Annotated in this window: 18 protein-coding genes; 4 read left to right on the top strand and 14 right to left on the bottom strand. The window is 50.5% G+C overall.

Annotated features, from left to right (window positions below):
• Positions 1 to 23: 23 nt before the first annotated feature.
• On the top strand, positions 24 to 1,040 hold the full coding sequence (locus JKP77_RS19735; RefSeq protein ID WP_218312895.1) for an NAD-dependent epimerase: 1,017 nt from the start codon (positions 24 to 26) through the stop codon (positions 1,038 to 1,040).
• 147 nt (positions 1,041 to 1,187) lie between these two features.
• Here JKP77_RS19735 and JKP77_RS19740 read toward each other — a convergent pair whose 3' ends face one another.
• From JKP77_RS19740 to JKP77_RS19755, 4 genes are all read right to left on the bottom strand, one after another.
• On the bottom strand, positions 1,188 to 2,048 hold the full coding sequence (locus tag JKP77_RS19740; protein WP_218312896.1) for a patatin-like phospholipase family protein: 861 nt from the start codon (positions 2,046 to 2,048) through the stop codon (positions 1,188 to 1,190).
• A 193-nt stretch (positions 2,049 to 2,241) separates the two neighbouring features.
• Positions 2,242 to 4,422, bottom strand: a complete 2,181-nt coding sequence (locus tag JKP77_RS19745) for a malate synthase G (protein ID WP_218312897.1) — start codon at positions 4,420 to 4,422, stop codon at positions 2,242 to 2,244.
• Positions 4,423 to 4,508: 86 nt separating this feature from the next.
• The gene (locus JKP77_RS19750; RefSeq protein ID WP_218312898.1) at positions 4,509 to 5,465 is read right to left on the bottom strand and encodes a LysR family transcriptional regulator; all 957 of its coding nucleotides are present in this window, start codon (positions 5,463 to 5,465) and stop codon (positions 4,509 to 4,511) included.
• 498 nt (positions 5,466 to 5,963) lie between these two features.
• A complete protein-coding gene (locus tag JKP77_RS19755; RefSeq protein ID WP_218312899.1) occupies positions 5,964 to 7,559 on the bottom strand; it encodes an isocitrate lyase in 1,596 nt (531 codons plus the stop codon).
• A gap of 476 nt (positions 7,560 to 8,035) precedes the next feature.
• Here JKP77_RS19755 and JKP77_RS19760 point away from each other — a divergent pair, with 476 nt between their 5' ends.
• The 3 genes from JKP77_RS19760 (at position 8,036) to glsB (ending at position 11,787) form a co-directional block, all read left to right on the top strand.
• Complete coding sequence (locus JKP77_RS19760) at positions 8,036 to 8,995, top strand: chemotaxis protein CheV (RefSeq protein WP_218312900.1); 960 nt, start codon at positions 8,036 to 8,038, stop codon at positions 8,993 to 8,995.
• A gap of 244 nt (positions 8,996 to 9,239) precedes the next feature.
• A complete protein-coding gene (locus JKP77_RS19765) occupies positions 9,240 to 10,685 on the top strand; it encodes an alkaline phosphatase (protein WP_218312901.1) in 1,446 nt (481 codons plus the stop codon).
• Between the two features lie 193 nt (positions 10,686 to 10,878).
• The gene (glsB, locus tag JKP77_RS19770; RefSeq protein ID WP_218312902.1) at positions 10,879 to 11,787 is read left to right on the top strand and encodes a glutaminase B; all 909 of its coding nucleotides are present in this window, start codon (positions 10,879 to 10,881) and stop codon (positions 11,785 to 11,787) included.
• A 320-nt stretch (positions 11,788 to 12,107) separates the two neighbouring features.
• Here glsB and JKP77_RS19775 read toward each other — a convergent pair whose 3' ends face one another.
• From JKP77_RS19775 to JKP77_RS19820, 10 genes are all read right to left on the bottom strand, one after another.
• Positions 12,108 to 13,166: a lipocalin-like domain-containing protein gene (locus JKP77_RS19775; RefSeq protein WP_218312903.1), complete on the bottom strand. Its 1,059-nt coding sequence runs from the start codon at positions 13,164 to 13,166 to the stop codon at positions 12,108 to 12,110.
• On the bottom strand, positions 13,163 to 15,601 hold the full coding sequence (locus JKP77_RS19780) for an FtsX-like permease family protein (protein ID WP_218312904.1): 2,439 nt from the start codon (positions 15,599 to 15,601) through the stop codon (positions 13,163 to 13,165). Before JKP77_RS19780 ends, JKP77_RS19775 begins: the two co-directional genes overlap by 4 nt.
• Positions 15,601 to 16,269, bottom strand: coding sequence for an ABC transporter ATP-binding protein (locus JKP77_RS19785; RefSeq protein ID WP_218312905.1), 669 nt, complete (start codon positions 16,267 to 16,269; stop codon positions 15,601 to 15,603). The genes JKP77_RS19780 and JKP77_RS19785 overlap by 1 nt, the downstream gene beginning before the upstream one ends.
• A gap of 158 nt (positions 16,270 to 16,427) precedes the next feature.
• Positions 16,428 to 17,129, bottom strand: a complete 702-nt coding sequence (locus tag JKP77_RS19790; RefSeq protein ID WP_218312906.1) for a VC0807 family protein — start codon at positions 17,127 to 17,129, stop codon at positions 16,428 to 16,430.
• Between the two features lie 44 nt (positions 17,130 to 17,173).
• On the bottom strand, positions 17,174 to 17,713 hold the full coding sequence (locus JKP77_RS19795; RefSeq protein ID WP_420840081.1) for a rhomboid family intramembrane serine protease: 540 nt from the start codon (positions 17,711 to 17,713) through the stop codon (positions 17,174 to 17,176).
• 5 nt (positions 17,714 to 17,718) lie between these two features.
• Positions 17,719 to 18,882: a glutathionylspermidine synthase family protein gene (locus tag JKP77_RS19800; RefSeq protein WP_218312908.1), complete on the bottom strand. Its 1,164-nt coding sequence runs from the start codon at positions 18,880 to 18,882 to the stop codon at positions 17,719 to 17,721.
• A 2-nt stretch (positions 18,883 to 18,884) separates the two neighbouring features.
• The gene (locus JKP77_RS19805; RefSeq protein WP_218312909.1) at positions 18,885 to 19,499 is read right to left on the bottom strand and encodes a DUF1190 family protein; all 615 of its coding nucleotides are present in this window, start codon (positions 19,497 to 19,499) and stop codon (positions 18,885 to 18,887) included.
• A gap of 10 nt (positions 19,500 to 19,509) precedes the next feature.
• A complete protein-coding gene (locus tag JKP77_RS19810; RefSeq protein ID WP_218312910.1) occupies positions 19,510 to 19,926 on the bottom strand; it encodes a DUF350 domain-containing protein in 417 nt (138 codons plus the stop codon).
• Between the two features lie 14 nt (positions 19,927 to 19,940).
• Positions 19,941 to 20,585, bottom strand: a complete 645-nt coding sequence (locus tag JKP77_RS19815; protein WP_218312911.1) for a YjfK family protein — start codon at positions 20,583 to 20,585, stop codon at positions 19,941 to 19,943.
• A gap of 2 nt (positions 20,586 to 20,587) precedes the next feature.
• Positions 20,588 to 21,640 carry a potassium channel family protein gene (locus tag JKP77_RS19820; RefSeq protein ID WP_218312912.1) on the bottom strand — a complete coding sequence of 351 codons (1,053 nt, stop codon included), beginning with the start codon at positions 21,638 to 21,640 and terminating at the stop codon, positions 20,588 to 20,590.
• Positions 21,641 to 21,932: the final 292 nt, after the last annotated feature.

Consider the following 21,932-nt stretch of genomic DNA (forward strand, 5'->3'; position numbering starts at 1 on the left):
AATAGCATTTTCAAGGATTATTCATGAAAATTCTCGTAACCGGCGCAGCCGGCTTTATCGGCGCGGCGGTGTCGCAATACCTCATTAACCGTGGTGACACAGTGGTTGGTATCGACAATATCAACGACTATTACGATGTGAATTTAAAACACGCTCGCCTGAAAACGTTGCAGGATAGCGACGCCTCTGACAAATTTTCGTTTATCCAGATGGGGGTTGAAGAGCGCGAGGCGATGGCAGCGCTTTTTGACGAGCAGAAGTTTGATCGTGTGGTACACCTGGCTGCTCAGGCCGGTGTGCGCTACTCCATTGAAAATCCCCATGCGTATGTCGATGCCAACCTGGTCGGTTTCATGAATATCCTGGAAGGATGTCGCCATAACAAGGTTGAGCATCTGGTATATGCGTCTTCCAGTTCGGTATATGGCGCAAATGAAACCATGCCGTTTTCTGAGCAGCACAATGTCGACCACCCGGTAAGTCTTTACGCCGCGTCTAAGAAGGCGAACGAACTGATGGCGCATACCTACAGTCATCTGTATGAGTTGCCAACCACAGGACTTCGTTTCTTCACGGTGTATGGACCATGGGGCCGACCTGATATGGCGTTGTTTAAATTTACCAAAGCCATTCTGGAAGGTGAGACCATCAAGGTGTTCAACTACGGGAATCACCACCGTGACTTTACTTACATCGACGATATTGTAGAAGGTGTGGTTCGCTCGCTGGATCGTATAGCGCAACCCAATGAGGAATGGAGCGGTAAAACCCCGGATCCAGCGAGCAGTAAAGCGCCTTGGAAAGTGTACAATATTGGTGCGCAAACGCCGGTACACTTGCTTAAGTTTATCGAGACGCTGGAAGAAGCCCTGGGCATAGAAGCGAAGAAAGAATTGTTGCCAATGCAGCCCGGTGATGTGCCCGATACGTATGCCGACGTGGAAGCATTGGTAAGAGATACCGGATATCGTCCAACCACTACGATGAAAGACGGGGTAGGGGAGTTTGTGAAGTGGTATCGGGACTTTTATCAGCAGTAACCATGTGTCACGAAGGCGCTGCATGTTCTCAAGCAGAATGCTGGGTACACTGACTACTATGTGAAAAGGAGCCGAGGCTCCTTTTTCGCTTTACGCACATTCATAAAAGACAGCGCGTTACTGTTCGTTATCATTTTGCTTAGCTAATCACGCTGTTATTCGTTCTGGTCTGCTCCGCGCTAACTTCTGGGGCAGGAAATCCAGCGTGGTTTTGTAACCCGTATCAAACAGCGTCAGTTTATCCTGGTCAGACATCGAAAAATCCACAGCTGAAAGTATGCCGGTGTTGATCACCAGCGTGTTATGCCAATACTGCGCATGCACGTATTCGCGTGATACAGCCGTCATAAAAGTGCGGATGAGTAAGCTGATGTACTGGGGTAACAGAAAGCCTTTCTTTTTAGATATAGGCTTTTTCTTCGGTTCGCTTTTCAGGCGAAAACATACTGAAGGCGTACCGTCTTTCTGCCAGTCTTCGAACAAGGCATCTTCAGAGAGAATGGCACCGTCTACCAGTAATTGTTCGTCAAACTCCTTGAAGGAAAAAATGAGCGGGATAGACATAGAAAAGCGAATCGCCTGTGACACTTTGACGTCGGGCGTGCGTTCACGGTTAAATAGTACAGGCCCACCGCCATTCACGTCGGTGGCGAGAATATGCAGTGAAAAGTCGACATCAGCAAACGTAACGCTTTTCAGTAAATCATCCATCCACTGTTCAAAATAGTCGCCGGAAGACAGCCCGCCTTCTCTGACTAACCGCCACAGTGAAAACTCCGTAAATTGCTTGAAGTCCGTGGTTAGAGCAAGCTTCAACATATCATCAATGCTGTAGCCTGTGCTGTGAAGCGCGGCAATAATAGACCCACCTGACACGCCGACGATAGTCTTGAATTCTAGCTGCAACTCTTCCAGAGCCTTTAATATGCCAATGTGTGCGGGCAGCCGGGTTCCGCCTCCTGAAAAAATAGGAACAATTTGTTTAACGTGATAAGCACTTTCGGACATAGAAGAATTCCCACTGCAGACTTTACAAGCATAGTGGAGCTTTCAGAAAAAAGCCGCCCGAAGGCGGCAAGTTGAGGATCTCTGTCTGTTCTTTCCAGAAGTCGATAAGCGTCTTAAGGACTCCCCCTGACGCTGAGGTGAGTGAACGACAAACAGCTATTCCTTCTCCCCCGGCTTCAGCGCTGGGACAACTTTACGAAGCCAGCTTCTTTTTCATTTCCCGGCGACGGGCGTGCAGAAGCGGCTCGGTGTAGCCACTTGGCTGTTCTTTGCCTAAGAAAATCAGGTCTCTGGCAGCCTGATAGCCAATGGAGCTGTCAGTGTCCGGCGTCATGGCAATATAGTCCGGATCAGACGCATTCTGCTCATCTACCAGTTTGGCCATGCGCGCAAGCGACTCGTCAACCTGTTCGGCGGTGATAATGCCGTGCTCCAGCCAGTTAGCCAGGTGCTGGGAGGAAATACGTAACGTTGCGCGGTCTTCCATCAGGCCGACATCGTTGATGTCCGGGACCTTTGAACAGCCGACGCCCTGATGCACCCAACGCACTACGTAGCCCAAAATACCCTGTACGTTGTTATCCACTTCGCGTTGGATTTTCTCTTCGCTCAGTGATGCGGTATCGTCTAAAAGCGGGATTGTTAAAATATCTGACAGTCCGTCAAAGTCTTTATCCAGGCCTTTCTGTACATCAAACACGTTCACCTTATGGTAATGAAGTGCATGCAGTGTTGCTGCAGTCGGGGATGGCACCCAGGCGGTATTAGCACCTGATTTCGGATGGCCGATTTTCGCTTCCATCATGTTAGCCATCTGATCTGGGATAGGCCACATTCCCTTACCAATTTGCGCCTTGCCAGACAGTCCGCAGTCGATGCCCGTAGCGACGTTAGCGGTTTCATACGCCTGGATCCACGGCATGGTTTTAAGGGTGGCTTTATCAGCAAAAGGACCAGCCAGCATGGAGGTGTGAATTTCATCACCGGTTCTGTCTAAAAAGCCGGTGTTGATAAACACCACGCGGGACTTTGCCGCCGCAATACAGGCTTTGAGGTTCACGCTGGTGCGGCGTTCTTCGTCCATAATGCCCATTTTCAGGGTATTTACAGGCACATCAATCACGCTCTCAATACGCGAGAACAGCTTCTCTGAAAAGGCCACTTCTTCAGGCCCATGCATTTTGGGTTTAACAATATAAATACTGCCTTCGCGACTGTTCGCGAATTTGCTGTTCCCCAGTATGTCGTGCTTGCCAATCAGGGAGGTGACAATACCGTCCATGATCCCCTCTGGTACCGGCTCACCGTCAAACAGCATGGCATCGTTGGTCATCAGGTGCCCGACATTGCGCACAAACATCAGGCTGCGGCCTGACAAACGAACTTCTTCGGTGGTCATTGCATGTTTCGACGGAGTATAAACCCGGTCTTCATGCATGGCACGGGTAATGGTTTTGCCACCTTTTTGCATCTCAATGCTGAGCGTGCCTTTCATCAGTCCCAGCCAGTTGCTGTACACCAGCGTTTTATCTTCAGCATCCACCGCGGCAACGGAGTCTTCGCAATCCATGATGGTGGTGATAGCGGCTTCAATAAGAATGTCTTTTACGCCCGCAGGGTCGGTTTTGCCAATAGGGTGTGTGGGATCTATCTGGATTTCAAAGTGCAGGCCGTTGTGAACAAACAGCAGTGCCGTGGGGGTGTCGATGTCGCCCTGATAGCCCTGCCACTGTTCGGTATCCGCCAGTGTCGTAATATCGCCGTTTGCCAGGGTAATTGCGAGTTTGCCTGAATCAATAGCATAACGGGTCACCTCGACGTGGCTCCCTGTTGCAAGCGGCAATAAGGTATTCAGATACTCGCGCGCTGCGGTTATCACTTTCTGGCCGCGAACCGGATTATATTGTGAGCCAGCCTCAGCGCCGTCTTCTTCGCTGATAACGTCAGTGCCATAGAGAGCATCATAAAGGCTGCCCCAGCGGGCGTTAACGGCGTTCAGCGCGTAGCGCGCATTATTTATTGGGACAACCAGTTGCGGGCCAGCCATAGTCGCGATTTCGGCATCGACATTTGAGGTATCGACTTCGACTGCGTCGGGTTGATCTACAAGGTAATCGATATCTTTAAGAAATTGCGTGTAAGACTCGCCGAAAGCTGGCTTTTTGTTCTTGTGATAGTCGTCGATAGCTTTTTGCAGCGTGTCACGCTTGGCGAGCAGCGCCTGGTTTTCGCTGATTAAATCAGCAAAAATCGCTTCTGTTCCCTGCCAGAAGGCATCCTTGTTGATGCCTGTGCCCGGCAGCGCCTGCTCATTGATGAAGGTATCGAGCTCGTCTGCTACCTGCAGACGGCCTCTTTGTGTGTATCCTTGCATAGTTACCTCTGTACTCGTTGCGTTGCACCAGTGTAGAGATTCTATACCCAGTTTTTTAATTTATGGTTCCTATCCTTGCCATTGTTTTAATGAATGTCGTTGCCTGCATTCATTTCAGCAGCGACATCACCGATCAATCTGCGCAGCCAGATATGACCGGCATCATGGTGCAGCAGAGCGCTCCACGCCATCTTCAGCGCAATGGGAGGAATGTCAAAAGGCGGCGCTTTTAACACCACACTGGGATCGTCTGTAAACAGTTTCGCCGCTTTGCTGGGCAAGGTGGCTATTAAGTTCTGCGTTTTCGCAATTTGTAGTGCGGCATGATAGTGGCGGGTAAATACGCGAATAGAACGCTGCTTGCCGATTTTGGTCAGCTCAGCATCAACCCAGCCCAGTTTCTGTACTTCGTTCGGATCGATACCTACGCCCACACCAAAGCCGGTTTTACTTACCCAGATATGCTGGGCTTTCAGGTAGCTTTCCAGATCGAATTTTTCGTTAAGCGGATGGTCTTTGCTCATGACACAGCTGAACGTATCGTACCAGATGACTTTCTGATGGAAAGACAGCGGCAATTCTTCAAACCGGTTAACCGCCATGTCCACTTTGCCTTGTTCCACGTCGTGGAAAGTAACGTCCGATGGCGTGATCAAGTCCAGCGTAATATTGGGAGCAAGTTCTGCAAGGCGACCGACTAGTTCCAGCAGCAAGGTGCTCTCTGCATAATCACTGGTCATGATACGGAATGTGCGGGTGCTGGTGGCTGGGTCAAAATCCGTTTCTGGCTGGATAGAGTTTTCCAGCTTACTTAAAACGTCTCTGATCACCGGCTGCAGCTCAAGTGCGCGCTTAGTCGGCGTCATACCTTCACTGGTGCGAACCAGCAGCGGATCTTTAAACAAATCTCGTAGTCTTTTCAATCCGTTGCTCATCGCTGGCTGGGTGATGCTGAGTTGGTTCGCGGCTTTGGTCACGCTTCCCTCGCGCAGCAGCACGTCCAGATAGACCAACAAATTCAGGTCTACTTTAGCAATATTCATAATCCTAATGCCCTGTATTACTACAATTAACTCAGACAATTATAAAGGCTTTTTTATGGGTTGTCAGATAGGCCATTAGTCTTATGCACTTCGGTGCAGCCTGTATTAATGCTTTGAAAATTATAAGCTTTTAATTAATAGGGGGAATTGTCTGATAAATGAAATTCCGGAGCACGCTAAACAGAGTAATAAATAGGATGAATAGCACTGTGTCGGGGATCTGCTCGAGGGGCCGATGGGAGAACAATGGGCCAGTCACGCAAGGGAGGAAATGAAATTAAGAAAGCCGGAACCGGTATCGCTGGATAGCGAGGCGAATGCGAGTCTTCAAAGGTGCGAAATAAATCGATAATTACTCTGCGAGCCCTGTAGTAAGCTGCAAAAAAGCAGGAGGGTGCTGGTTATCGCAGTTGCGCGCACAGGGAACCTCAAATCACAATAAAAAAAGGCTCCCGAAGGAGCCTTGTCAGACTTGCAGGAAAGGTTGGGAGCTTTCCTTTATACGTCGAACTGGTTCATGGTGTTGTCTTTACCCGACGCTTTCAGTGCAGCTTCACCAGAGAAGTACTCTTTGTGCGTATCGCCAAGGTCAGAACCTGCCATCGCCTGGTGCTTAACACATGCCAGACCTTCACGGATTTCTTTACGCTGTACACCGCGAACGTAGGCAAGCATACCGTCTTCACCGAAGTAGCCTTTCGCCAGATTATCAGTAGACAAGGCGGCGGTGTGGTAAGTCGGCAGTGTAATCAGGTGGTGGAAGATACCCGCTTCGCGAGCGGCGTCAGCCTGGAAGCTCTTGATCTTCTGATCAGCTTCCGCTGCCAGTTCGCTGTCGTCATAATCAACAGACATCAGCTTCGCACGGTCGTAACCAGACACATCTTTACCGGCTTCTTCCCAGGCATCAAAGATTTGCTGACGGAAGTTAAGCGTCCAGTTGAACGACGGAGAGTTGTTGTAAACCAGCTTCGCGTTAGGAACCTGTTTACGGATTTCATCCACCATGTCACCGATTTGACGAACGTGAGGCTTCTCAGTTTCAATCCACAGCAGGTCAGCACCGTGTTGTAGTGAAGTCACACAGTCCAGTACGACACGCTCTACACCTGTATCTGCTTTGAACTTAAACAAACCATTAGGCAGACGAACTGGCTTCACCAGCTTACCGTCCTGTTTAAGAACCAGGTCGCCATTGACGACATCGTCTACTGAATTAACCGGCGTGGTTTCCAAAAATGCATTGTACTGCGCTGCCAGGTCGCCTTCTGAGGTCGATACCGGAATTTTCTGCGTCAGACCAGCACCCAGAGAGTCGGTACGGGCAACAATGACGCCGTCGTCGACACCCAGTTCAAGGAAGGCGTAGCGAACCGCGTTAATTTTTGCCAGGAAATCTTCATGAGGTACTGTCACTTTACCGTCCTGGTGACCACACTGCTTGGCGTCAGACACCTGGTTCTCAATCTGAATACAGCACGCACCTGCTTCAATCATTTTCTTGGCCAGCAGGTAAGTGGCTTCTTCGTTACCGAAACCGGCATCGATATCGGCAATGATCGGCACAATGTGCGTTTCGAAGTTATCAATCTGAGACTGGATAGCCGCGACGTCACCGCCGTTTTGCTTTGCTGCATCCAGTTGCTTGAACAGATCACCCAGTTCGCGGGCATCAGCCTGGCGCAGGAAGGTGTAAAGCTCTTCAATTAGCATAGGCACCGAGGTCTTCTCGTGCATAGACTGGTCAGGTAGTGGACCAAACTCTGAACGCAGTGCCGCTACCATCCAGCCTGACAGATACAGATAGCTCTTGCTGGTGGTACCCTGATGTTTTTTCACCGACAGCATTTTTTGCTGACCGACAAAACCGTGCCAGCAGCCCAGTGACTGGGTATATTTAGAAGAATCTGCATCGTACTCTTCCATGTCACGGCGCATGATGCCAGCAGTGTATTTGGCGATATCCAGTCCGGTCTTAAACCGGTTCTGTGCTTTCATACGCGCTGCATATTCTGGGTCAATTCCGTCCCAGGTACCGTTCTGTGCCGCTTTAAGCGTTGCTACTGAGTCAATGTCTTGCTGATATTGCGACATGAGCGTCTCTCCCGAATTTATCTATAATGCAATTATGTGTCGATAACGCGTTGCGGCGTTTTCGTCTGATTCCATTTCATCCTAGGCGGTGTGGCGTAATAACAGAAATATATAATTTGCATTCCGGTCATTCTTTTTGTGAATTATGGTGCCCGATTTGTACTCAGTCAGATGTAAAAGACAGTGGAAAAGAAATTAATTACTATACTCAACGAAACAGTATGCGAGGCGAGTGGGTAAAGGTTTGTTGACGTAGCGCCTCGCGGATGTGCACATTGGCACAGTGTTAACTGGAAATAAGAAATTAGGGAGGATGTGTATAAGCTTATAGTCGCTCAGCGACCGCAGACTTAAACGCATCTGTCCTAAACCATGCCGCGATGGCTTTTTTGCGCGGTTAACCTGCTGTACTAATTTATTTTGACGTTCTGTAGCAGTCTTGCTGTATGCAGAATGGCATAAACCGGGACCATGTAATGAGCGGTATATTAGCCTCTGTGGATCAGCGAACGCAGCTGGTTGGTGAAAATCGACTGGAGCTGTTGATGTTCCAGTTAGGAACACGTCATGTGTTCGCTATTAATGTATTTAAAGTCAAAGAGGTGATCCACGTTCCCAGGCTCAACCAGATGCCTGGCTCGCACGGTAACCTGAAGGGCGTCACTCAGTACCGGGGCCAGACTGTGCCTATTATTGACCTGAGACAAGCCATAAAGGCGCGTGGAGGGGCCGGGGATACCGCCGCTAAAAACGTAATAATTACCGAATATAACCGCAGTGTTCAGGGCTTTCTCATTGGCGATGTGCTGAACATTGTGAACACGTCATGGGACACCATTCAGCCGCCGCCACGCTCAATTGGTAAATCAAACTATATTACCGCCATCACGCAGATTGATATTCACGGTGAAACGCGCCTGGTGGAAATCATTGATGTGGAAAAAGTGTTGGCAGAGATTGTGGAATATGATGCTGCTATCTCTGAAGAGGTACTCGACAGTGATCTGTTACCGCATTTCTCATCACATCACGTACTGGTTGTGGATGATTCCGGTACTGCCAGAAAACAGATTCGTGACACACTCTCTCAACTGGGCCTGTCTATCATCGAGCGAAATAACGGGGCAGAGGCGCTGTTACTATTGAAATCCTGGGCTGACAATGGTGAGCGGCCGGAAGATAAGATCCTGCTTATGTTCACCGATGCGGAAATGCCGGAGATGGACGGATACCGGTTAACAGCAGAAGTACGCAATGATCCACGCATGAGCAACTTATTTATTGCGTTAAATACCTCGTTAAGCGGCAGCTTCAATCAGGCGATGGTAGATAAAGTTGGCTGCAACCGGTTTATCTCAAAATTTCAGCCCGACATGCTGGTGGATGTTGTTCAACAGCGAATGCGCGAATATCTGGCCGAAAAGCCGCAAGCATAATGGTTGAACTCTTACCGAAGCGGTATCGAGTTGAAGATTGGTCAGCGTTTTGTTTCGGCATAGCTGTTCTGCACGCAAGGCTGTCAGGTCAGCTTTCTGTGTGAGCGAGCACAGACTTATCTGCAACTTCCGTAGGTAACATTTTTCATTTAGTCTTTGAAAAAGCACGGCTCGCCCAAAAGCATTTTGAGCATGGGAAAAGAAGCCGATACACTACCACCGTATTTTAATCAGGGAAGCTGACATGTTTCGACAATCTACCTTATTCGCCATCCTGAGCGCAGCCTTATTGGGCGGCTGTGCCCAGGTATCGTCCACGACGAGTTCGACAGAAGCGACTTCACCAACCGCACCTAAAAATATCATTATGGTGGTTGCCGATGGTATGGGCCCGGCTTACACCACGGCCTACCGGAATTATCAGGATAATCCGGACACGGCCATGGTCGAGCCCGTGGTGTTTGACGATATTTTAGTCGGCAATGCGTCTACCTATCCGGCGCAGGAGTCTGGCTATGTGACCGATTCCGCGGCGTCGGCTACCGCTCTGGCCAGCGGCGTAAAATCTTACAACGGCGCTATTGGCGTGGACAGTAACAGGCAGCCGGTAAAGTCTGTACTGCATCTTGCAAAAGAACGGGGCATGCGAACCGGACTGGCAGTAACCTCTCAAATCGTTCATGCCACACCAGCGTCCTATGTGGCGCATAACGAAAGCCGTAAAAACTATGACGCTCTGGCTGAAAGCTTTTTTGATGACAGGATAAACAACGGCTTTGTTGTCGACGTCATGTTAGGTGGCGGCACGAAATATTTTGAGCGGGAAGACAGAGATATCGTTGCCGAATTTATTGACGCCGGATTCCAGTATGCCGATAGCTATAATAGCCTGGCAGCGGTTCCCAGAGGCGAGCAGGTGTTAGGTTTGTTCGCACCGGTAGGGTTGCCGCCAGCACTGGATGACAAACGCAAGAACCGTCTGGCGTATCTTACCGAGCATGCTATTAAGCACCTGGAAAATGACAATGGCTTTTTTCTTCTGGTAGAGGCCAGTCAGGTAGACTGGGCGGGGCATTCAAACGATATCGCCTCAGCAATGGCGGAAATGCATGATCTGGCACTAACCATGGACTACCTCAAGTCGTATGTGAAGGCGAACCCTGACACGTTAGTCGTACTGACTGCGGATCACAGCACCGGCGGTTTAACTATTGGCGCGAAAGGGGATTATCGCTGGAGTCCTGAATTTCTGAAAAATATGAAAGCGTCAGTGTCAGCCATTGCGATGGCGATGACAGAAGAAGATGCGCCGGGTGCATTTGTGGCCGACCAACTGGGCTTTTCGCTGGCAGACGATGAAGTTGCACATTTTGATGACGTTGCTACGTTAGATGATGCAGAGCGTGTGAAGGCATTAAAAGCGTTTCTTGACGGAAAAACCAATACCGGCTGGACAACCAGCGGCCACACCGGCGTTGACGTAGAAGTATTTGCGTTTGGTTCTGGCGCTGATGCGCTGCGTGGTCAACTGGATAACACTGATATCGCGAAGCGGTTGATGGCCTTTGTGGAAAAGCGCCCGGCCTCGCTTGCGACCTCGCCGGTTGACGCTGATGAAAAGCGTGACGAGTCGAATATCGGCACCGACGGTGAAGGTTGTGACTTTAAAGAAGACTGGCGCTGTATGTGATCTGATTGTCGCAGCTCGAATATACATAAAAGCGCCTTCAGCCAAGCTGCGGGCGCTTTTTTCGTCGCTATGACATGACCTGAGTTTGTGCAATTAACACTGAAAGCGACGCTGACCACTGCTCATAGTCGAAAATCAATGAGACCAAAGAACATAAAGCCAGGCGGTAATTACAGCCATATCAGGAGAACCTATGCAGTCATTGCTGAATGACATATTGACGGAAGTACAGCCGCTAATCGGTCAGGGGCAGGTGGCGAACTATATACCGGCATTGGCAAAGGTCGATCCTAATCAGTTTGGTATTGCGGTGTGCGACACCGACGGTAAGGTGACGACAGCGGGTCAGGCTACCACGCCGTTTTCTATTCAGAGTATTTCTAAAGTATTTAACCTGGTGCTCGCTGTCACATATTACGGTGAGTCGCTCTGGCAACGCGTGGGCTGTGAGCCTTCCGGCTTACCGTTTAATTCTCTGGTGCAGCTGGAGTATGAGAACGGGATCCCGAGAAATCCCTTTATTAATGCTGGTGCGCTGGTAATAAGCGATATGGTGCAATCGAGACTGATTTCGCCTCATGTGGCCATGCGTGACCTGGTACGTAAACTCTCAGGCAATGATAATGTGCTTGCGAATATTGATGTTGCAGAGTCAGAGTTCGAGCACCGTGCACGTAACGCCGCGATGGCTTACCTGATGAAAGCTTTTGGCAATTTTCAGAACGACGTTGAAGAGGTGTTGCACAACTATTTTCATAACTGTGCGCTGGAAATGAGTTGTGTCGATCTGGCCAGGTCGACACAATTTCTGGCTAACAGAGGCTTTTGTTCCCTGACTAAAGAGGCGGTGCTTAGCCAGGATCATACACGGCAGTTCAATGCCATTCTGGCGACAAGCGGCCTTTACGATGAGGCTGGCAGTTTCGCACTCAGGGTTGGTCTTCCCGGCAAAAGTGGGGTTGGTGGTGGCATCATCGCTGTCGTGCCCGGTCGCTTTTCGCTTTGTGTGTGGTCTCCGGCGCTTAACAAAATGGGCAATTCGCTGGCCGGGGTTGCCGCGCTTGAATCCCTTACACGTCACATTAACTGGTCAGTATACTGAGAGACGTATTGCCTTGCCGAAGCCGGGAAAATGCAGTCTTAACAGCTTTTTTCTGAACGAGAGAATTAACGAAAAGCCAGCCCCTGTATTCGGTGTTAGCTTAGTAAAACTGTAAGTTACATATACACTGCACTGGTGTCTGCCGGTATTTTTTTCTGTGGCCTTCATTCACGTGCTAACGTCTCTCGTAAAAATGAATACGCGGTTTCCTCAGTGATCGATGAGTTCCTCAACTATTGCACTGGCGTGATTGGCGGTAATTACCGTTGGGGCTTTGGCTCAGATAAAACGCCTTTGAAATCAGTGAATATGCGCTTTTATCAGTAACCTGTAAGTTCCATAAACCCTGCGCCGGAATGGCTGCCACTTATTTCGATCCGGCCCTCGTAATAGGTAAAGCGGCCCCGGTTTAACTGGTCGGTTTTAAAAGGGCGTAGCAATATATCGATGCCTTCTTCCGGTATGGTCATACGCCAGTGCAGCGGCAGCGTTTTGTCACCCAGTTGTGTTGATGACACTGGCGCCAGCGTAAAGGCACTGGCAGGAAGGGTTCGGGATTTTCCTTCCTTTGAGATATAGGTGCCGGTAATGTGGGGGGGCTGGTCATCGACGTGCATCCGAAATGCCATCACTTTATCGCCGTTATCCAGATGAAGCGAAAACCAGTCCCAACCTAGCGCACTGTCATTGGCCAGTTCACTCGTCCACTCATGATCAAACCAGCCGTTACCCGATACGGTCAGGCGTTTGTTATTCAAGGTAAGTTCACCGGTGACGCGGATAAAAGGCTGGCTGTAATAATAAGAGCGAAACCGTCCGTCTGCCGATTTTACGCTGTAGCCACTATCGCCATGGCGGATCAGAGGCCCGTTGCTCTCCATACTAAGCGACAGCGACGCGGTGTTATTCAGCTTCATCGTTAAGGTAGATGGAAACAACTCCGCGCTTTGACTTTGCCAGACCCAGTCGTCTAAAAAGGCGGAAAATGGTGACATGGTGACACCTGCATTGCCCACTTCGCCTCTGGCAAAACGCTCGGAGAAAGCATGGTGATCTTGAGAGTGTAATGCACCATGGGCCATATAAAGCTGCGCGGATGACCAGGTTGAGGGGTCGCCACTATCTAAAAAACGAAACAGCGTAAACTGTGCGGCGTAGGGCGTATTGTTCTCATCCTCCAGCACAAAGGTCAGGTACCACCACTCAAGTTGACACGCCTCGTGCGCACCATGGTCTTGTGGAAACTGCAACGCCATCCCTTTTGTTACTGCGGCGCCCTCACTGTCGTTGTTCGCAAACAGACTTTGCGTGGGCGCGATGGGCGTATTATCCACGCACCCGACTAACAATAGCACCATTACTGCCAGCCACTTTTTCACAGCGCCACCTCGTTGCGTAAATCCAGCCGGGCCTGCACTTTGCCAATGGGAATTAGCAAAAAGAGGGAGACGACAAACATGCTCGCCAGCGCGCTTCCCAGCAACACCTCCGGGTTAATCTGCAGCGGATATACCCAGGAAAACGCGAAGCGATTTACCTGATTAACGAATACCCACGCCAGCAGCACGCCAAATGGCAACGCCAGTACCACCGTACCGGCACACAGCAGTAAGTACTGACATGCAAGCGAAAATTTGAGCTTAGGTGTTTTCACACCAAGACTACGAAGCAGTGACAGCGACTGACGCATATCCAGCACAACCAGGCTTACCGACAACAAAAACGATATCCCGGCCACAAGTAAGGTTGCCAGGTTAAGCGCATCGGTCACAATAAAGGTATTGTCAAAGGTCTCCATCGAGCCGGTTATCAACGCGTCTCTGGCGTAAATCTGTGCATCCGGGGCTTGCTGGCTAAGCCAGTCTCGTATTACAGGAAGGCTCTGAGTACTAAGCACCGCATACACATTAGCGAACTGCTGCGGTGTGAACGCGGCGGGTGGCAAAAAAAGCTGGCTGTCCGGATTACCATAATCGGGATAAATCCCAACAACGGTAAGGGAGGAGGGCGCATTGAGGTTGCTGTTATCCAGCGTCAGTGCATCTTCTACCTGCAGTGACTGACGAAAGGCAAGCTGCTGATTAATGAATACGCCGGTGCCCGACTCATAGCGCTGCCAGGCATTGTCAGCAAGCACATCAAATTGTAACGCGTCAGTAAACGGTGAGCGTGGGTAATATACTCTTGCGCTGACTGGCTGCCCGTTCACCATGGTGTCTTGCTGGCGGCCCGGAAAAAGCTGAACATCGTCCGGTGCGCTCATGGCATCAATGGTATCGCCTGAATAAATATAGTAAGACGCGGTCAGCCGCTGGGAGATCCAGCTTTCCGTTGCCAGTCGAAAGCTGTCTACCATAACGTTCATGCCGGTATTCGCCGTCAGCGCAATGAAAAAGGCACACACCGCCAGCCTGGTCCGTCCGGACAGCTGGCAGGCACTGGCGATGCTCCACTGCGTAAGCGCCAGCGACGCTGGTAGCAGTTTTCGCAGGCTGTAAAGCAGAGGTGGCAACCAGAGCAGTACCACGCCACAGCCTCCGAGCAAAATGATAACCACGGCAATCAGCGCCTGTGTCTGAGTTGCTGTCACGTAAATCGCCAGCATACAAGCCAGGACAATAGCGAGTGTGATTAGTAGCTTGGCTGCGAGGGAGAGTGGCGCGCTGTCAGCCGGTTTTATCTGCAATTGTGAACGAAGTCGCCAGAGCGGCGCCGCCATAGTAAGCAAAATTCCGCCGAAAGTGATTAGATTACTGGTAGCCAGAAGTGACCAGAGCTGGGGATCAAGGCTGCTGTAATTTAAGTTAAACAGCGACGAAAACGTCACTGCCAGTGTCGGGGTTAATTCACGGGTTAACCAGGCACCTCCCAGTACCCCGGCGGTACTGGCGACAGCGCCGTAAATCAGCATTTCTGTCATCAGAGCCAGTGACAGAGCAGACAAGCCCACGCCCAGCTGGCGAAGCCTGATAAGGTTTGCAAGCCGGGCCCGGTACATCAGATGAAGCGCATTAACGATAACAAACGCGCAAACTACCGCCATCAACATCCCCATTGCCCACAGGTTGAGTCTGAAACTGGCTGAGAGTGTGCCAACGTCAGTCGATTGTTGCGTGGTTTGTAGTTTCAGGTGCGCCGGTAATTGCTGTTCAAGGCGGTTACGTTCAAAAGAGGTCAGCGCAGAAGTGAGTAGCAAGGCTGTCAGCGGATGGGTTTCGGGAGTGACCGGTGCCCGATAAAAGGCAGCTATATCGATGACAATACGGTTTTTGGGCGCTGCTGACGTGGCATGTAATTGAAACGTGCTGGTGGTATCTACTAGCGTGACGCGATTATCCGGACAATTGAGTTTGGCGATTGTCGCCGGGGTCGCCTGTGCCAGAGCGGCACCAAATGTTGCAGCGGTATTATTGACGGGAGATGGCGTTTTCGACGTTTCGTGTCCGAGTAATGGGATAGAGTCAACGGCGGTCACAAACACTGTATTTTTACTGTTGGCCGACGCACATTGCACCGTCATGGGATGCGTGGCTGACGCGATGATACCGGTGAACCCGAGGCGTCGTAACCTGGCATAATCGCTCTGCGTTGGAGGAGCCTTGTCTGTGACGGCAACAATCGTGTCTGTGGCTGACAGCCGTGAATCAGCCTGAGCCAGTTCGCCCTGAAGCGCACCTTCATTGATTAGCGTAACTGCGGTTAATCCGCCTGCAGCCAGCATAATGGAAAGCGCTACCAGTAGCGGCTCCCACGGCCGTTTGCCGGCCATCGCCAGCAGTGCCTGCGTGCTAAGCCACAGCGTGCGAGCCGTCATTACTGACCATCATCCTGTACTGGGTGCAGTTTGCCGTTGTGCAGCTGATATTCTGCATCAGCCAGTCGGGCGACGTCGGCGCTGTGGGTTACAACAACCAGTGTTGTGCTGGTGTTCTGGCAGATGTCAAAGAGGGCGCTGGCAACCTTATCACTGGTGGCCTCATCCAGATTTCCGGTTGGCTCGTCAGCCAGTACGAGTGCAGGCTCGTGATTCAGCGCCCGGCATATCGCAACGCGTTGCTGTTCGCCGCCGGAGAGCTGTCCTAACGGCGCATCGGCGAGATGCTCGATACCCATCTTACGCATGAGTGATTGCTGTCGCGAACTGACATAATTGCCTTTCAGGCGGGCGGTAAAGGCTATGTTGTCCCACACATTAAAGCAGTCGAGCAGGTTAAATTGCTGATAAATCATGCCAAGCTGATTTTTACGGAAATCATCCAGCGCAGTGGGGGGAAGACGGGTAAGGGTAGCGTTGCCAACAGTAATGTCGCCGCTGTCAGGCGCGTCCAGACCCGCCATAAGCGCAAGCAAGGTGGATTTTCCGCATCCTGATGCCCCGCGAACACTGACGCTGGCGCCGTTTGTAATGTTTAGCGATAAATCATCGATGACAGGTGATGACGCACGCTCGAATTGCCGGGATACATGGGTAAGGGATAGCATGATTTCTCTTCGTTTTAATCCTGGCTTCAGGGATGTTGCGAATACGCGCATTTGCGCCGCTCGTGGCTCATGTAGGCATACTAAATCACAATTATCAGAGTGTGCTCAACATGCGCTTAGGCTGTAAAAAATTCGCGCTACAAAGACAAATTCAGCTGTTACTGATTAATAAAGTTATCCAGTTCTTCGCCGGTTATCTTCTTAATTTGTGCAAACAGGTACCACAGTGCGCCAACCAGCAGGATCATGCTGGGAATAACGATGACCGGGTAACTTAGCGCCGTCATCCGGCCTAATTCTTCTGTGTATGCAGTGGTACCAGGTTCACTGACCAGTATGACTTTCGCGAGGATATAGTTTAATGCGGAAGACAAAAAGAAAGAGCTGGCTACAATGTAAGAGCTCACCGCTACCTTTTTATCAAACAACTTGCGCTTGTTCTGCTTATCCAGCACGTCGTTAAGATGTGGCCAGTTAATGATTTGATCGTTCAGGATCAGCATCTTAACTAACGGCTTTTCGGTAAACTGAGTCACTAACACGGCAATACCAATGAGCGCCGGGATAGCAGCCTCTTTAATCGCGATATATTCGGCAGGAAGCTTCAGCAGGCTGATCCCCCCGGTAAGCAGCACTGAGACGATCCCCAGAATAGAAAAACCATTCACTTTGCCGCTTTCTTTCAAGTCCCACAGGCCGTAGCCGATAGGGAAGCTCAACGCCGCAACTATACTCCATGCAGGGCCCAGATAATCTTCTGAACTGGCATAACTCATGATGACAACTGGGATGATGATATTGAAGGCCAGGTTTCCGAAGAAGCCCTGGTTTTGCGGTTGTTGTCGGGTGGATTCGGTCATAAGTATACTTCTCTTGTAATGAGACCTCAGTATAAGGGATCGCGTTAACGCGCCCAAGCCCACGCCGCAATTAAACCGCTTATAAAGCCAAATAAATGGTATTCAAAAGAAATAAAGCTTTTCGACGGCAATACGCCAACCAGCATGCCACCGTACAGGATGGCAACCAGCACTGAAATGATAATGTAGGGAATTTTCTTGCTGATAAATCCGCCCAGTACCAAGAAACCAAAATAGCCATAAACGATGCCACTGGCACCGATGTGATAAGCCTGCCGGCCGAACAGCCATACAGCAATACCCGCAAGCACAAAGATGGTCAGTGTGGTAAGCGTGAATGTTCTTGTGCCCCACTGCAAAGAAAGCCACATAAACAACAGCAATGGGATCAGATTCGTCATCAGGTGCGTCGGGCTGCCATGGAGGAAGGGCGCCGTAAAAATGTAACCCAGATGAGGCAAAGAGCGGGGAACCAGCCCGAACTGGTTCAGGCTGTTTGCGGTAACAACGTTAATGGCTTCAAGAATAATAAGTAATGCGGCGACAATGGCCAGAAAGCGAAGCTGTTTTTTAAGCAGTGGAATTTGGCTCATACAATAATGTGCGGGAGGTACCGCGATAAATCCTGAGTAACCGATGAGGTATCTTCTCTGACCGAGATGCCGGCAGGCTGATCATCTACCAGCCAGCTTCCTATCAGAGTGTAGTTGTCTTCGAACTTTGGCAGCGGATGCCATGCCTGAATAATAAAACCTTCTTCTCCATACGGCCCTTCACTCAACATGGTTTCATTGCCGTTTTCCAGCAGCGAAATATTAGCGCCTTCACGGGAGAAAAGGGGTTTCTTTATCCATTTTCCGTCCAGTGATGACGGTTTATCATCAGCAAAATAAGACGGCAGTAAATTGGGGTGTTCAGGAAAGTACTGCCACAACAGCGGCAGTAACGCTTTGTTCGATACTATCGATTTCCACAGTGGCTCTACCCAGTTTGCCTCAGCGCCATCCAATGCATCAGCAAACTCTTCACGCAACATAAACTCCCATGGATAAAGTTTAAAGCAGTCGGTAATGGGACGATTCTCCAGGTCGGTAAAAAAGCCATTGTCGGATAAGCCGATATCTTCAATAAACACAAAATCAGACTGTACACCGGCAGACTGCGCGCAATCCTGCAAATACTGCACGGTGCCGCGATCCTCATCGGTGTCTTTACAGCAGGCAAAATGCATCTGCTGGATCTGATAGTGTGCTGCGATATCGCCAAACCGGTTTATCAGTTTCTCCTGCAGGCTGTTAAACTGGTCAGCCTGACGCGGCAACATACTGTTATCAACCAGATTTTCCAGCCAAAGCCATTGCCAGAACCCTGACTCGTACAAGCTTGTTGGCGTATCTGCATTGTTTTCAAGCAGCTTGGCTGGCCCGTTACCGCCGTACACTAAATCCAGTCGTGAATATAATGACGGATCGCGCTGCATCCAGCTGCGTCTGACTTTATCCCAGTGCCTTTCGGGAATGGCGAACCGACGCATCAACGCGTCGTCCTGTACTACCTTATCGACAACGTGAAGACACATCTGGTGAAGCTCTCCGGTAGGATCTTCAAGATCATCTTCGATTTGCCGCAGGGTAAACTGATAGTAGGCGGATTCATCCCAATAGGGTTCGCCATACATGGTGTGAAAATGAAACCCGAACTCGGCAGCCAGTTGCTGCCAGCCCGGGCGAGGCTGACAGCGTGTGCGAAACACCGTTAGCCGCCCCAGCCACCCGAGCGGGAGCTGCTGCCCCAGCTCGACTTGGCGCGTACGCTGCTGCCAAAGCCACCGCGACTCATGGTGCGGGTGACCGTTGGCTTGGGCTTATACACATCAGGCCTGACTCGATAATTACGCTTACGAATATCGCCGTCGAACACATAGCCGTCGGCAGTGACCCACCGTGAGCGGAATGACGAATAGGGCGAATAAGAGGTATACAAAGGCTGTGAATAATAGCGGTTGGGTGAGAGTAGCTGACTTACCATGAAGCCAGCCATGAAGGGCATAAAGAAGCTGCCATTGTTTGTTTCGACCCGACGACACTGGTTTGGTCCAAACTCGTATTCACAGTCATATTCGCTGCCAAACCGCGGTGATGTACGTGCGGCCTCTTCAACGGCAGTTTCATATGCTGCTTCACAGCGCGCGATGGCGTCCGGGAAATCGCGACTACATTCATCCAGCGACGTATAAACACGGGCATCCTGACGATCATCAGCGCAGGCTGTTGCAAATACCCCGGCGATACCTACAGCCAGTGGCTTCAGCGCGAACGCTTTGCGCATCTGGCGAAGGTTAATATGTTTCGTGCGTTTCTGTTGCGTCATGCTGTCCTCCTTAGTAGGTCATGCAAGCTGCGTTCAGAAGACCGACGGCAATGGACATGCTCGCAAGCATGACGCCTGCAGAGACTTCGTTATTGTTTATCCGCTCGGCAATTTTTGGCATGAAGGTAAAGCGCAGCAGCGCAAATGCCAGAGACTGGGCAATAATGGCGACGAAGCCCCAGATGGCAAAATCAATCAGCGCGATTGAATTAGAGGCGGCGCCGCCCAATGCAATGGCAAAGCCGACAAGAGCCCCGCCAAAGCCAACAGCGGCGGCAACGTTCTTTTCTTCTTTCACCAGTTTCCATTCATCATGCGGTGTCACCAGCGCATAGATGATTTTGAAAACAAACAAAAAGACAATTGAGATACCGAAGTAGACCGCGAAGTTATCCAGTCCGGCCAGTGAGTTCATAATGGTTTCCATTGTATTGTTATCCTCTATCCGTTGATGCGGATATCCGCAGGTTGAATGTCAAAGCCGGTGCTGATTACCAGACAGCGATCGGCGTTGTTACCAATAATTTTTTCTTCACCGACAATCAGTAATGATTCGGTGCGGTCGTTCTCCAGTGGGCGCTCGTACAGCATCATAAACTGATCTGTCGTGCTAACGTCGCCGTCTTCCTCGTAGGTTGTTTCTGTCACTGCTACCGGAGGAGACACCTCTCCAACAGCATCCCAGACACGCGTGTAAGTGTGCCCGTTGAGCGAATAGGTGGGTTGAGAAATCTGATTGTCCAGACAGTCGCGCCACTGTGCGTCAGAACCGATGGTCCGGGTATCATAAAAATGCCAGAGTTTTACATCGGAAATATGATTTTCGGTATTGCCGCCGTCCAGCACCACTTGTAAAAAAGCATCATCGTCGGTGTAGAAGCGCAGCAGTTCACCACCGCTGTCCAGCGGGGCTTTGCCTACAGCCTGAATAAGCTGGGAGCGAGCTGCGCCGTCGATGGTCAGTTCTTTCTCCAGCAAAGACAGCTTCAGATCATCGAGTTCGAATGAGCCGCCCAGGTATAAGCCCATCATTTCGGGGGCTTTGGGTTTTTCCGGCGCTTTCTTCCCGAAAAGTTTACTGAACATGTTTATTCTCCCATCGCCTGCCAGTTAATATCGCTGATACGCCTGTCAGCGATATAGAAAAGCTTGTCGCCGGGGTTCACCACCGCCGACACGTCCGGATTCACTACCATGTCCTTATAGGAGCCGCCAGGGGCGTAGCCAATAAAGATTGCATCATGATGTCGCTTTAAATTGATAAACAGCGTTTCCACGCGAAACGGTGTGGCTGACTCTGGTACCTGCACAGAGAACTGCGCCTGTCCTTCGTCTACGCTCAGCAAATCGTGGTGAAGCATACTGGAACCGGGATCAAAAGCCGCTTTCGCCAGCATCTCTACCGCCACTGACGGCGTGCACTCGACCTTTGGACAGTGCTGCTGGAGCAGGCCAACCAGCGAGTCATCGGTGAAGTAGGCTACCTGATGGGCCTCGGGATTGCGTTTGCTGCAGTACAGCGCGGTTGTCATGGTTACATCGTCTTGGGGATTATCGATAAGAATGGTGCTGGCTTTCGCTACGCAGGCTTTATCCATATCCTCGTCTTTATTAAACGACTCAACATGCACAAACTCAACCTGTCCGGGCATTGGGTTGGCAATGTCTGCTTTTACACATAGTACAATGTCCGGGCGCCCGGGAACGGCCTCACGCTCCTGCAGCAGCAGGTCCAGTAGCAACAAAGTACGATGCTCATTCCAGCCAATAACAAGAATATGGTCTTTTACGTCAAGTTGATTCATGCCCATTAATCCCTTCTGCCATCTGTCACTCACCCATGCCGCGATACGGCCTACTACCATTGCAAAAATACTGAGTCCAAGTGGAATGACATACAGCGCGACAATCAGTTTTCCTGCCTGAGTGACAGGCGAGAGATCGCCGTACCCCACTGTGGATGCAGTTACGGCCAGCCAGTAGATATAGTCAATTTGCGCGGTTAATGCGTCTTCTCCGGCAGCCCATAGCATCATCCAACTGCTTAGCGCATAAAACAATGTCACACCGATAATGGTGTACCATCGCGACTCGGCAAAGTATTTCAGCATCACTTTGCGAATCAGACCCCATGTAGTCATAAAAACCAGAACTTCCTGTCAATGAAACGGTATAAGGCAATCAGTCTGCCATCGCCGTTCGGGATTTGCGAGTACTCGATCGCGGGTAATCGTTAGTAATTGTAAATAACTGCACACAGAGGCGGTGACAGGGCAGGGCGATAGTCATTGAACCTACCACTGTATCGATACACCGATAAACACCGTGCACGCGTAGAATGAAAAAGCCACCCCGGTGGGCTGTCTCTTGATCACAAGTCAGCCTCCAGAGACCTGGCAATGTCGTAACCCTCAAGGATGGTTTGCAACTTAA

The organism is Alteromonas antoniana (assembly GCF_019249295.1).
Taxonomy (GTDB): domain Bacteria; phylum Pseudomonadota; class Gammaproteobacteria; order Enterobacterales; family Alteromonadaceae; genus Alteromonas; species Alteromonas antoniana.

Bases quoted from the DNA above. Each gene is read 5' to 3' on its own strand.
- JKP77_RS19760 (WP_218312900.1), top strand. From the start codon at position 8,036: ATGAGCGGTATATTAGCCTCTGTGGATCAGCGAACGCAGCTGGTTGGT.
- JKP77_RS19790 (WP_218312906.1), bottom strand. From the start codon at position 17,129: ATGACCGAATCCACCCGACAACAACCGCAAAACCAGGGCTTCTTCGGA.
- JKP77_RS19805 (WP_218312909.1), bottom strand. From the start codon at position 19,499: ATGACGCAACAGAAACGCACGAAACATATTAACCTTCGCCAGATGCGC.
- JKP77_RS19740 (WP_218312896.1), bottom strand. From the start codon at position 2,048: ATGTCCGAAAGTGCTTATCACGTTAAACAAATTGTTCCTATTTTTTCA.
- JKP77_RS19765 (WP_218312901.1), top strand. From the start codon at position 9,240: ATGTTTCGACAATCTACCTTATTCGCCATCCTGAGCGCAGCCTTATTG.
- JKP77_RS19810 (WP_218312910.1), bottom strand. From the start codon at position 19,926: ATGGAAACCATTATGAACTCACTGGCCGGACTGGATAACTTCGCGGTC.
- JKP77_RS19815 (WP_218312911.1), bottom strand. From the start codon at position 20,585: ATGTTCAGTAAACTTTTCGGGAAGAAAGCGCCGGAAAAACCCAAAGCC.
- JKP77_RS19785 (WP_218312905.1), bottom strand. From the start codon at position 16,269: ATGCTATCCCTTACCCATGTATCCCGGCAATTCGAGCGTGCGTCATCA.
- glsB (WP_218312902.1), top strand. From the start codon at position 10,879: ATGCAGTCATTGCTGAATGACATATTGACGGAAGTACAGCCGCTAATC.
- JKP77_RS19755 (WP_218312899.1), bottom strand. From the start codon at position 7,559: ATGTCGCAATATCAGCAAGACATTGACTCAGTAGCAACGCTTAAAGCG.
- JKP77_RS19820 (WP_218312912.1), bottom strand. From the start codon at position 21,640: ATGACTACATGGGGTCTGATTCGCAAAGTGATGCTGAAATACTTTGCC.
- JKP77_RS19735 (WP_218312895.1), top strand. From the start codon at position 24: ATGAAAATTCTCGTAACCGGCGCAGCCGGCTTTATCGGCGCGGCGGTG.
- JKP77_RS19750 (WP_218312898.1), bottom strand. From the start codon at position 5,465: ATGAATATTGCTAAAGTAGACCTGAATTTGTTGGTCTATCTGGACGTG.
- JKP77_RS19745 (WP_218312897.1), bottom strand. From the start codon at position 4,422: ATGCAAGGATACACACAAAGAGGCCGTCTGCAGGTAGCAGACGAGCTC.
- JKP77_RS19780 (WP_218312904.1), bottom strand. From the start codon at position 15,601: ATGACGGCTCGCACGCTGTGGCTTAGCACGCAGGCACTGCTGGCGATG.